Source organism: Pseudomonas sp. microsymbiont 2, assembly GCF_054788395.1.
The window spans coordinates 1,520,221-1,532,418 of the sequence record NZ_CM139112.1 but is presented as its reverse complement, the minus strand read 5'-3'; the positions used below and the strand labels follow the sequence as shown (position 1 = coordinate 1,532,418).

Annotated in this window: 10 protein-coding genes; 3 read left to right on the top strand and 7 right to left on the bottom strand. The window is 63.2% G+C overall.

Going from position 1 to position 12,198, the window contains the following annotated elements:
- Window positions 1-8: 8 nt before the first annotated feature.
- The 6 genes from ACYUME_RS06960 to ACYUME_RS06935 form a co-directional block, all read right to left on the bottom strand.
- Complete coding sequence (locus tag ACYUME_RS06960; protein WP_460418406.1) at window positions 9-1,211, bottom strand: hypothetical protein; 1,203 nt, start codon at window positions 1,209-1,211, stop codon at window positions 9-11.
- Between the two features lie 80 nt (window positions 1,212-1,291).
- The gene (locus tag ACYUME_RS06955) at window positions 1,292-3,793 is read right to left on the bottom strand and encodes a TcfC E-set like domain-containing protein (protein WP_460418405.1); all 2,502 of its coding nucleotides are present in this window, start codon (window positions 3,791-3,793) and stop codon (window positions 1,292-1,294) included.
- A gap of 90 nt (window positions 3,794-3,883) precedes the next feature.
- Window positions 3,884-4,369 carry a CS1 type fimbrial major subunit gene (locus ACYUME_RS06950; protein WP_460418404.1) on the bottom strand — a complete coding sequence of 162 codons (486 nt, stop codon included), beginning with the start codon at window positions 4,367-4,369 and terminating at the stop codon, window positions 3,884-3,886.
- Between the two features lie 197 nt (window positions 4,370-4,566).
- Complete coding sequence (locus ACYUME_RS06945) at window positions 4,567-6,231, bottom strand: cation acetate symporter (RefSeq protein WP_280081727.1); 1,665 nt, start codon at window positions 6,229-6,231, stop codon at window positions 4,567-4,569.
- On the bottom strand, window positions 6,228-6,539 hold the full coding sequence (locus ACYUME_RS06940) for a DUF485 domain-containing protein (protein WP_279883301.1): 312 nt from the start codon (window positions 6,537-6,539) through the stop codon (window positions 6,228-6,230). Before ACYUME_RS06940 ends, ACYUME_RS06945 begins: the two co-directional genes overlap by 4 nt.
- A gap of 246 nt (window positions 6,540-6,785) precedes the next feature.
- Entirely contained in the window at window positions 6,786-7,646 is an 861-nt protein-coding gene (locus ACYUME_RS06935; RefSeq protein ID WP_460418403.1) for a glycine betaine ABC transporter substrate-binding protein, read from the bottom strand.
- A 205-nt stretch (window positions 7,647-7,851) separates the two neighbouring features.
- Between ACYUME_RS06935 and ACYUME_RS06930 the strand changes: the two genes are divergently transcribed.
- Complete coding sequence (locus ACYUME_RS06930; protein WP_460418402.1) at window positions 7,852-9,411, top strand: glycoside hydrolase family 17 protein; 1,560 nt, start codon at window positions 7,852-7,854, stop codon at window positions 9,409-9,411.
- Window positions 9,412-9,498: 87 nt separating this feature from the next.
- Here ACYUME_RS06930 and ACYUME_RS06925 read toward each other — a convergent pair whose 3' ends face one another.
- Entirely contained in the window at window positions 9,499-9,867 is a 369-nt protein-coding gene (locus ACYUME_RS06925) for a hypothetical protein (protein ID WP_460418401.1), read from the bottom strand.
- 217 nt (window positions 9,868-10,084) lie between these two features.
- Between ACYUME_RS06925 and ACYUME_RS06920 the strand changes: the two genes are divergently transcribed.
- Both ACYUME_RS06920 and ACYUME_RS06915 read left to right on the top strand, forming a co-directional pair.
- Window positions 10,085-11,383 (top strand): serine/threonine protein kinase, encoded by a 1,299-nt coding sequence (locus ACYUME_RS06920; RefSeq protein WP_460418400.1) that lies wholly within the window; start codon window positions 10,085-10,087, stop codon window positions 11,381-11,383.
- Window positions 11,376-12,191 (top strand): MlaA family lipoprotein, encoded by an 816-nt coding sequence (locus ACYUME_RS06915; RefSeq protein WP_050704582.1) that lies wholly within the window; start codon window positions 11,376-11,378, stop codon window positions 12,189-12,191. The genes ACYUME_RS06920 and ACYUME_RS06915 overlap by 8 nt, the downstream gene beginning before the upstream one ends.
- The last annotated feature ends 7 nt before the right edge of the window (window positions 12,192-12,198 follow it).

Here is a 12,198-nt window from a genome sequence, read left to right as displayed (position 1 = left end):
TTTCCTTGTCACATATCTGCATCGAAGACCACCGTGACATCACCCCGGTATGTACTACCTGGGTGATCGAGCATCTCCTTGGCATGCTCGCGCTGCACTTCGAAATGCAGCTGTCCGCTGCGGTTGAACACCGTGCTCATGGCCTCGAACGGCAGCGCTGCTTCCTGCCCAGTGGGTAGACCCAACTGGTTCACCTCTTTGTTGCCTTGTGCCCGGATTCCACCTGGCAAGCTGATGCCTACCTTCACAGGAACCTCATGATTGGCGGCATTGCGAATGCCACAACGATCGCCCACGGGGTATTGGCATATCTTGTAAGCCGTGAAAGGCCCGCTGGACCAGATGCGGAACAGCAGATCGCGATACAGCCGCTGCGGCGGCTGCCCACGGGACAACCATCCCATCCACCCCCCCGGTGGCTCGAGCACGGCACGTTCCGAGCCCGGCGGGAAGTCGATGACGAAGGCATGCTGGACATCCAGCTCGAAGTTCAAAGTCAGGCTGCTGGCATTGAGCGAGGTAACGCCATTGCCGAAGTCGAAATCCATGCCGGGGCCGACCGAATAGGTCTCTCTGCCCGTGTAGATGCCAGGCTTCATGGCCAACGGCGAGGGCATGCTCAATTGGTAGGACACGGCCATTTCGTCCACATCGGTAGTGAACACATCACCGGGTTTGGCTTCCTGGCCGCGTGAATAGCACGGTTGAGGTTGCTGCGGATTCGTGACGTTCCACAGGTACATGGTCCAGCGATTCACCACCGAATAGGTAACCGCGTAGGAACATCCTCCCCGCAGATATCGCGTGAACACCGGATTACTGAAGCTGGGTTCATGCACACGTTGACTCACACCAAGGACCTCGAAAGTCATCGGGTAGCTCTCACCAGAAGTCGGCCCGCTCACATAGACCGTGCGGCGCCCAGGAAGCTTGACGTAGAACTCATCACGCGGATCGCTGGCAAAGGCCTGGGAGGTTTTCGTGTACCGCAGTCCAAGTCCCACCGTCTGCACGCCCGAACAATGCGTCGGCCAACGCCCGCAGAACCCAGCCTGGCGCGTGGTGTTCTCGAAACGACCACTGGCCTCGCCACGGTACTGCGCGGTGAACTTGACATCGATCGCCTGAGCACTCGATAGCACCATCATCCCGAGCAACAGTCCTGTGAACCGGCAAGACCGCGTTGCAATCCACTCACCTACAGCCTGCATGGGCGTATCCTTCTTGGGTTCAACAAACAGACGCCATGGCGCCGGTACAAATACTCGGGGTCTCACTGCCCGAGGCGACATCAACTGTCCCTCCCCTGACTCGCGCCATCAGCCCCTGCCAACCCTTGGGGCAGGCAGCGCATGTCACCGGCCAGCAGCACGTCCGCTTCTCTGGGCAACTGCGCCGGGTCGAGCGTCAGCAGACAGGAGACCGCTCCAGCAGTGCGGATTTCCAGCGTCGGTGTCGACTCGCTCATCTCCACCGCGAAATGCCCATCGGCCTCGCTGACCCCGCGGCTGGCGTGGTTGATCACCATCGCACCGCGCATCGGCTGCCCCTGAGCATCGAGCAGGCGTCCCAGCACCGTGACCGTGCGCAGTACATGCAACTGCCGGTACTCCACGCCGCCACGGTTGAGGTGATAGTCGACGCTCGATGGCTGGATCACCGCCGCAGCGCTGCCGCCATCCTCGAAGTCGAACTGCACATGACCGGACTTGAAGGCGCTGACCGGCACGATATTGCGCCCGGCACGCAGTACCGCGCTGCCGCCATGGTGGTCGTCGGCGCGCAGGCGCAACCCGTCGAGATCGGTATCCACATCGATGATCAGGCCGGCCTGATGAGGCAGGTACTGGCCGCTCATGGCCATTTTGCCGCCGCCCACGGCCATCATGCTTTCCAGGTTCAGGCCGCCACTGACCTCGCCGTTGTAGGAGGACTGCTGGACATAGCTATCGCCGTGCAACCAGCGATTCTCGAAGTTGGCGTGCCCGGTAAAGCCTGCGCCGTAGCGGTCCACGGTGGCGGTGCCGGTGAGCGTGCGCACGGCACCCAGGTCGACATCCTGCTGGTAGGACACCGAGGCGTTGCGGTCGCGCCCACCATCGCGCGAGGTCCGGCTGCCGAGGCTGGCCGACAGACGCTTGCCGGGTGCGCCCAAGCTCATGCTCAGGCTCAGGTTGACGCCCCGACTGCGCGCATCGTCGGTGGCGCGAGTGCCTGGCCGGTCGAACAGCGACAGGCGCCAGGTGGCGTCGGAGCCGCCCAGCTTGCCAAAGTAGGACCACCCCAGGTCGTAGGCCATGCCACTGGCCTCGCCACTGCTGCGGGTAACCCGTACCGTCGCCGTGTTGCGCTGGTCGAGGCGATGATTGAGCGACAGCGAGGTCTGGCTGTTCTGCTGACGTACCGCCCCGTCATCGAATCCACGGACGGACTCGATCCACGAGCGGTTATGGCTGAAGACCAGCGAGCCGAGGTCATAGCTGTACACGCCCTGCACGTCGTAACCGGTGCCGTAGCCCTGGGTCTGGAACAGATTCAGATAAAGGTTGGCGCGCTCGCGCACGGTCCAGTCCAGCGAGGTGCTGTACTGCATGCGTTCGTCGATGCGCTGGCTCGACAGGCCAAGCACGGCTCGCGGATGCAGCAGGTAGTTGGCCATGACACCAGCACTGAGGCTGTCTTCATGTTCCTCTTGCCAATTGTTCAGCAAACTGTCCTGGCGCCCGACATAGAGGTTGTAGCGCCAACGCGAATCGGAAGAACCCCAGTTGCTGGGCTTGTAGATGAATTCCTGGGTGCGTGAGGTAACCTGACCATCCTCCACCAGGCGCACCTCGACCTCATAGATGCCGCCTGGCAGCACGCGGGTATCGAGGGTCTGCAGGCCGGGCTGCACCGGCTGGCTGTTGATCAGCACGCCGTTGCGATAGATTTCCACAACGCCCGGACGATCAGGCGTCACGTAGATGGGGGTGGCGCTGGGCGCGGCACTGTCGATCGCCAGGCTGTCGCTGCTGCCGAGCATCAGGCCCAAGGTCGTATCCGGACTACTGCCGAACACCCGCGGCTGACGCACCAACCCTTGCGCGCCCGGGGTGAAATAGCCCAAGCGAAAGAACAAGTCCTCGCGCAGGCGCTCGCCATAGAGTTGATCGAGGCGATAGCGGGTGCTCTGCTGGCTATCACTGCCGCGATCGAGTTGCGCATCGGCAAAGCCAGTCCAGTTGCCCAGACTGGTCTGCCCCTGCAGGGCATAGCGACCGCTGGTCTCACGTCCGTCACCCACCAGGTTGAGCTGGTTGCGCAACAGCAACCCGTGACTGCCCTGCTCGGGCAGGCGATGATAGCGATGCTCGCCATTGCTGGCTTCGGCTTGACTGGTCAATAGCGAGAGCTGCGAGTTGACCAGGCTGTAGTGCACGGCAAGCAAGCCATCGGAGCACTGACTGCGACAGTCGCCCAGTGCGTGGCCATCGGCCAGGCGTTCCTGCCAACGCCGACGCACGCTCTCCGGCTCCTGGCTTTCCAGGGTTTCGGTGAACTCGAGCAGCTGGACACGCTGGTCGCGCGACAGCACCACCATCGCATCCCCCAGATAACGACCGTCGAGATCGACGCGCACAGCCAATGGCACATCGAAGAAATGCGCTTCGAATTCCCGCGGCAGCCCCTGAGCCTGGCCCAAACCCGGCAGCATGCCACGGTCAGTGTCCGCCCAAGCCGGCAAGGGCACGCACAAAACGCCCACACCGAGCAGGCCACGTAGCGTGGCGATGAAAGTATGCTTGATCATTTTCTTACGCAGGTAGGCTTCCTCCACCACCGGGGAGCTAACCCCGGGGTGAAGGACAGGCGACAACGGATAGGTGCGGTGGGCAGTGCGTTACGGGGTTGGCGCGGCAGTTTCGAACATCATGCTGACCAGACCCTGGTAGTTGCCCGGCACATAACCGCTCGAAGGCGCGGCCTGGGCCGCGATCTCGAAGCCGACAACGGCGCCCGGCGCTGCCTGGGCCTGGGAAATCACCTCGGCCGAGGTGGTGGTCAGCACGGTGTCGGCCACCTTGACGTCCAGGCCGATGCTGTTGGTGCCGCTGGTGATGGCGGCAGGGGACAACAGATAGGCCGAGATCGGACCAACGGTGGACTTGACCTGCAGCTGCTTGCTGATCGACTGCAGCTCACCGCGGAACGAGTTCCAGCCCAGCTCTTGCGGATCGTTCATCCAGTTGCCACCCACCGGTTCCACGTAGAAGGCATCGGTCGGTACCGTGGCGGTCACCTGAACCTGCTTTTCGATGGGATCAGCGGCATGGGCCATGGCGGTGGTCATCAATGCCAGGGGAAGGGCCATGAAAAGACGTTTCACAAGTAAATCTCCTTGAAGGTTTCGTGCCTTACGGCGTTAGTGCAGTTGGCAAGGAGAATTATTAGTGAGCATGGCAGGTGGGCTGAGTAAGACCGTTCCCAGAGGGCGTGAGAAATTTCCCAGGGACTTGCAGCAATGGAGTGTCAGAAGCACCAACGCCCCGGCAAGCCGGGGCGTTGGTGCTTTCCTTCAAGCGCTTAGTGAGAGACCGCGCCGCTGGCCCCGAGGCCGGTCTGCGAACGCACGAACTGCGGGAAGAACAGCGCACGCTCGTCTTCGGCCGCCTTGGACTTGTCGGTGACCGAGAAGAACCAGATGCCGGCGAAGGCGATGATCATCGAGAACAGCGCCGGGTACTCGTACGGGTAGATGGCTTTCTCGTGGCCAAGGATCTGCACCCAGATGGTCGGCCCGAGGATCATCAGGCCCACCGCGCTGACCAGGCCCATCCAGCCACCGATCATGGCGCCGCGGGTGGTCAACTTCTTCCAGTACATCGAAAGCAGCAGCACCGGGAAGTTGCAACTGGCGGCGATGGAGAAGGCCAGGCCAACCATGAAGGCGATGTTCTGCTTCTCGAACAGGATCCCCAGACCGATCGCCAGCACGCCCAGAGCGATGGTGGTGATCTTCGACACGCGGATCTCGTCCTTGTCGTTGGCCTTGCCCTTGCGCCAGACGCTGGCGTACAGGTCATGGGACACCGCCGAGGCACCGGCCAGGGTCAAGCCCGCTACCACCGCCAGGATGGTGGCGAAGGCCACCGCCGAGATGAAGCCGAGGAACACGCTACCACCCACGGCATCGGCCAGGTGCACCGCCGCCATGTTGTTGCCGCCGATCAGGGCGCCGGCGGCGTCCTTGAAGTCAGGGTTGGTGCTGACCAGCAGGATCGCGCCAAAGCCGATGATGAAGGTCAGGATGTAGAAGTAGCCGATGAAACCGGTGGCGTAGAGCACCGACTTGCGTGCTTCCTTGGCGTCGCTGACGGTGAAGAAGCGCATCAGGATGTGCGGCAGGCCCGCGGTGCCGAACATCAGCGCCAGGCCCAGCGAGAAGGCCGAGATCGGATCCTTGACCAAACCGCCCGGGCTCATGATCGCCTCGCCCTTGGCGTGCACCTTGATCGCTTCGGAGAACAGGGTGTTGAAGTCGAAGCCCACGTGCTTCATCACCATCAACGCCATGAAGCTGGCACCGGACAGCAGCAACACCGCCTTGATGATCTGCACCCAGGTGGTGGCCAGCATGCCGCCGAACAGCACGTACAGGCACATCAGGATGCCCACCAGGATCACCGCCACGTGGTAGTCCAGGCCGAACAGCAGCTCGATGAGCTTGCCGGCACCAACCATCTGCGCAATCAGGTAGAAGGCCACCACCACCAGCGAGCCCGAGGCCGACAGGGTGCGGATTTCCTTCTGCCCGAGGCGGTACGAGGCCACGTCGGCGAAAGTGTACTTGCCCAGGTTGCGCAGGCGCTCGGCGATCAGGAACAGGATGATCGGCCAGCCGACCAGGAAGCCGATGGAATAGATCAGGCCGTCATAGCCCGAGGTGAACACCAGTGCCGAAATACCCAGGAACGAGGCCGCCGACATGTAGTCACCGGCGATCGCCAGGCCGTTCTGGAAGCCGGTGATCTTGCCGCCGGCGGCGTAGTAGTCGGCCGCCGACTTGTTGCGTTTGGAGGCCCAGTAGGTAATGCCCAGGGTGAAGGCGACGAAGGCCACGAACATGGCGATCGCCGAGACGTTCAGTGGCTGTTTCTGCACCTCGCCGGTCAGGGCATCGGCGGCCCACACGGCGGGTGCGAAAGCGCCGCAGGCCAGTACGGCCAAGGTCTTGGCGTGGCGAATCATTGTTGCGCCTCCTTCAGGATGGCCTTGTTCAGCTCATCGAACTCTCCGTTGGCACGGCGCACGTAGATGCCGGTCAGTACGAAAGCCGAAATGATCAGGCCGACGCCCAGGGGAATGCCCCAGGTGATCGACGAGTCGGGGCTGAGCTTGGCGCCCAGCACGTGCGGGCCATAGGCGATGAGGAGGATGAAGGCGCAGTAGAGGCCGAGCATGATCGCCGAGAGAATCCAGGCGAAGCGCTCGCGCTTGGTGACCAGCTCCTTGAAGCGCGGGCTGTTCTGTATCGAGAGGTAAATGCTGTCGTTCATTGTTTTTGTCCTAGCAGCACAGATTAGGGAGAACCCGACTCCACTTTATGCTGCCGTTGGACGCCAACCAGACGACCTTAGTCTTAGATGCAACGGTGTATTACAGATTTCGCAACAACCAAAACCCGAGTAGGGGTATTCGCGGGTAAACCCGCTCCCACAGGTAAGCCACAATGTTCAAGTTCGTGGTGATCCTGTGGGAGCGGGTTTACCCGCGAAAGGGTCGCACCGGCCTCTACGGCGAGGTTACTTGCCGGTCCACTCCTTGACCCGCTCCGGATGCTTGGCCACCCAGTCCTTGGCCGCCGCCTCGGGCTTGGCGCCTTCCTGGATCGCCAGCATCACCTCGCCGATCTCGTCCTTGGACTGCCACTGGAACTTCTTGAGGAACTCGGCCACCTCCGGCGCCTTGCTCGCCAGCTCCTTGCTGCCGATGCTGTTGACCGTCTCGGCGGCGCCGTACACGCCTTTGGGGTCCTCGAGGAACTTGAGCTTCCACTTGGCGAACATCCAGTGCGGCACCCAGCCGGTCACGGCGATGGATTGCTGCTTGGCGTAGGAGCGGCCCAGTTCGGCGGTCATCGCCGCACCGGAACTGGCGGTGAGCTTGTAACCGGTCAGGTCGTAGTCCTTGATCGCCTGCTCGGTCTTGAGCATGACCCCGGAGCCGGCGTCGATGCCGACGATCTTCTTCTTGAAGCTGTCATCGGTCTTGAGGTCGGCGATGCTGCTGGCCTTGACGTACTCAGGGACGATCAGGCCGATCTTGGCGTCCTTGAAGTTGGGGCCGTAGTCGACCACGTTGTCCTTGTTCTTGGCCCAGTACTCACCGTGGGTCACCGGTAGCCAGGCCGAGAGCATGGCGTCGAGCTTGCCGGTGGCCACGCCCTGCCACATGATGCCAGTGGCCACGGCCTGTAGCTTCACGTCATAGCCGAGTTTTTGCCTGATTACTTCAGCAGCCACGTTGGTGGTGGCCACGCTATCGGACCAACCATCCACGTAACCGATGCTCACTTCCTTGGCCATGGCCTGCGCAGTGCTCATGGTCAATACCAGGGCGGCGCCCACACTCAGGAAACGTCGTACTCTTGTAAAAGTCGCCATCAAAGCATCCCCTCGTCAGGTCTTGGAGACTGCATCATCGACCCGCCCCAGCGCAGGACCTGCTCTGTCAGCGACCTCCAGCGAACGATCAGCGACAGCACTGTGCCATTAACGCCAAGCCTCCAGCGCGGCCTGCGCGATCCTTGCATGCCAAAGGCTTGGCGCCGGTCATTTGCGGCTATCATCTAGCCCTTTGCGCTTGACGATGGACCGCCCGATGCCCAGTAACACCCGACTGCTCCTGCCTACGTACCTGCTCGCCTGCCTGTTCGCCCTCGTCGGGCTGTGGGCGCTCTGGTACGGCCTCGGCAGACCGGTGCACCTGCCCGATGCGGCGAGCCCGACGCACAAGCTGCAATGCGCGTCCTACACCCCGTTCGACAAGGATCAGTCACCGTTCGACCAGCCGTTTCGCCTGCGTCCGGCGCGCATGGACGCCGACCTGGCATTGCTCAGCGAGCGATTCCAGTGCATCCGTACCTATTCGATGACCGGCCTGGAGGCGATCCCGGCGCTGGCGCGCAAGCACGGCCTGAAGGTGATGCTCGGCGCCTGGGTCAATGCCAACCCGGTGGACACCGACAAGGAAATCGACCTGTTGATCGCCACGGCCAACGCCAACCCCGACGTGGTCAGCGCGGTGATCGTCGGCAACGAGACGCTGCTGCGCAAGGAGGTCACCGGCGAGCGCCTGGCCGGGCTGATCGACAAAGTCAAAAGCCAGGTGAAGGTGCCGGTGACCTACGCCGATGTCTGGGAGTTCTGGCTGCAACATCCGCAGATCGCACCAGCGGTGGATTTCCTGACCATCCACTTGCTGCCCTACTGGGAGGATGACCCGCGTGGCATCGATGCGGCGTTGGCCCACGTGGCCGAAGTTCGCCAGGTGTTCGGCAACCGCTTCGCGCCCAAGGACATCCTGATCGGCGAAACCGGCTGGCCCAGCGAAGGCCGCCAGCGCGAGACGGCGGAGCCGAGTCGGGTCAACGAGGCGCGTTTCATCCGCGGCTTCGTCGCCCTGGCCGAGGCCAACGGCTGGCGCTACAACCTGATCGAGGCGTTCGACCAGCCCTGGAAACGTGCCAGCGAAGGCGCCGTGGGCGGCTATTGGGGACTTTACGACGCCGACCGCCAGGACAAGGGCGTGCTCGAGGGGCCGGTGAGCAACCTGGCGTTGTGGCCACAGTGGTTGCTGGCCAGCGTGTTGCTGATGCTGACCACCCTGGCCCTGGCCGGGCGCCCGGCAAGCCACCGCGCCGCCCTGCTGCTGCCGTTGCTGGCGGCCCTGGGTGCCGGCAGCCTGGGGCTGTGGGGGGAACTGATGCGCACCAATGCCCGCTTTGCCGGGGAATGGCTGTGGGCGGTGGCGCTGGCCGCGTTGAACCTGCTGGTGCTGGCCCATGGCGCCCTGGCCCTGGCTCAACGTGAGGGCTGGCGCCAGCGGCTGTTCGCCTGGCTCGATGCGCACGCGGGTAAGTGGCTGCTGGCGGCGGGGTTCGCGGCGGCGGTGAGCATGCTGGCGATGGTGTTCGACCCGCGTTATCGCAGCTTCCCCAGCGCGGCGTTTCTGCTGCCGGCGGTGGTCTATCTGCTGCGGCCGGTGCCGGCGCGGCGGGCGGAGGTGGCGTTGCTGGCCTTTATCGTGGGCGCTGGAGTGGCACCGCAGTTGTTCCAGGAAGGGTTGGCGAATCGCCAGGCCTGGGGTTGGGCGGTGGTCAGCGTGTTGATGGTCGGAGCGTTGTGGCGAAGCTTGCGCAAAGCCTGATCGCCCATCGCGGGGCAAGCCCGCTCCCACGTTGAGGCCTACGCCTTGTGTGAACGTGGGAGCGGGCTTGCCCCGCGAAAGGCCCTGTCAGGCAACGGATGATCGCCGTACCAGCCGCAACCCCGCCAGCACCACGGCAAACACCGCGATGCTCGCGGTATACAGCACCAACGCCGGAACGCCGAACACCAGCGCCAGCACCGCCAGCCACCATCCGCCACGACCCGGCACCAGCTGGCAGAGCAACGCCAACCCCAATGCCCCCCAGGCGATGACCTGGAAGTGAATCCCCAGCCCCAGCAGCGAACGCGCCTGGCATTGCCAGACCTCCCCCGGCACGCTGCACAGCCCGACCCACCGGGCATCCTCCATCAGCCCATAGCGCACGCCATAGCTGGCCGCCAGCCACAAAGGCAGGAACAGCAACAGGGCAACGGCAGGCCACCAACGCGTCATGCAAATCTCCAATTGCGGTAATCGAAACGTCCCATGATCACCCACGGACCGCGACAAGGCAAAATCATGGCCATGCAGCTATGTTGCACAAGACAAACGTTGTCCGGCGCGGCAACATCTTGTGCGACGAACGACAGGGCAACGGGCAACTTTGCCCCGCCTGCCGTGGTCCTAGCCTGCGTACTGCACGACCTTGCGTTTTCCCTGGGGGACATAAATGCTTCGATCTTTGCGCCTCGCCGCCCTGCTCGGCGGCCTGCTCCTGGCCGCGGCCGCATCGGCGCGGGATATCGACGCGGCGAGCTACGGCTATCCGTTGACCAACCCGTTCGAGGCGACCATCGCCACCACCCCGCCGGAACAGCGCCCGACGCTACCCAGCGACGACGATATCGACCAGGCCGACTACAGCCTCACTCTGCGCCCGGAGCGCGAGTTCACCCTGCCCGACAACTTCTGGTCGGTGAAGAAACTGCGCTACCGCCTGGCCAAGCAGGACCACGAAGCGCCGTTGATCTTCCTGATCGCTGGTACCGGCGCGCCCTATTCCAGCAGCATCAACGAGTACCTGAAGAAGCTGTTCTACCAGGCCGGCTACCACGTGGTGCAACTGTCCTCGCCGACCAGCTGGGACTTCATGAGCGCCGCCTCGCGCTTCGCCACCCCAGGGGTGTCGAGCGAGGACGCCCAGGACCTGTACCGGGTCATGCAGGCGGTGCGCGCCCAGCAGGCACACCTACCGGTCAGCGAGTACTACCTCACCGGCTACAGCCTGGGGGCGCTGGACGCGGCATTCGTCAGCAAGCTCGACGAAACCCGAAAGAGCTTCAACTTCAAGCGCGTGCTGCTGCTCAACCCGCCAGTCAACCTGTACACCTCGATCACCAACCTGGACAAGCTGGTGCAGACCCGGGTCAAGGGCATCGACCGCAGCACCACGTTCTACGAGTTGATGCTGGAAAAACTCACCCGTTACTTCCAGGACAAGGGCTACATCGACCTCAACGAAGCGCTGCTGTATGACTTCCAGAAGTCGCGCCAGCACCTGTCCAATGAACAGATGGCCATGCTCATCGGCACTTCGTTCCGCTTCTCGGCAGCCGACATCGCCTTCACCTCCGACCTGATCAACCGCCGCGGCCTGATCATTCCGCCGAAATTCCCGATCACCGAGGGCAGCAGCCTGGAGCCGTTCTTCAAACGAGCCCTGCAATGCGACTTCGACTGCTACCTGACCGAGCAAGTGATCCCCATGTGGCGGGCGCGCACCGATGGCAACAGCCTGCTGCAACTGGTCGACCAGGTGAGCCTGTACGCGCTGGAAGACTACCTGCGCGCCAGCCCCAAGATCGCTGTGATGCACAACGCCGACGATGTGATCCTCGGCCCGGGCGACATCGGCTTCCTGCGCCGGGTGTTCGGCGAACGGCTGACGCTCTACCCCCATGGCGGCCATTGCGGCAACCTCAACTACCGCGTCAACAGCGACGCCATGCTGGAGTTCTTCCGTGGTTAACAGACTGCTGCTCGTCACCGCCCTGCTCGCCAGCGGCTGCGCCCTGGCCGAGGAAGTCGCGCCGCGTGCCAGCGTGGTCGAGGCCGACAAGACCGAAACCCTCACCGTGGAGGCCGACGGTTTCGTCGATCCGCTGCGTGAGCTCAAGTTCAACCCTGGCCTTGACCAGCGCGAATTCGAACGCTCGACCCTGGCCGCGCTGAACATCTACGACCCGCTGGAGTCGCTGAACCGGCGCATCTACCACTTCAACTACCGCTTCGACCAGTGGGTGTTCCTGCCGGTGGTCGACGGCTACCGCTACGTCACCCCCGGTTTCGTGCGTACCGGGGTGAGCAACTTCTTCAACAACCTGGGCGATGTGCCCAACCTGTTCAACAGCGTGCTACAGCTCAAGCCCAAGCGTTCAGCGGAAATCACCGCGCGGCTGATGTTCAACACCATCATCGGTGTCGGCGGCCTGTGGGACCCGGCGACCAAGATGGGCCTGCCCCGCCAGAGCGAGGACTTCGGCCAGACCCTGGGCTTCTACGGGGTGCCGGACGGGCCATACCTGATGCTGCCGATCCTCGGGCCGTCGAACCTGCGCGATACCACCGGGCTGGTGGTCGACTACGTGGGGGAGAAGGAGATCAACTACCTGAACGTGCCCGACACCGCCAGCGACCACCCGGAGCTCACCGTGCTGCGGGCGGTGGACAAGCGCTACACCACCAACTTCCGCTACGGGCAGACCAACTCGCCGTTCGAGTACGAAAAGCTGCGGTACGTGTATACCCAGGCGCGCAAGTTGCAGATTGCCGAGTAAATGCAAC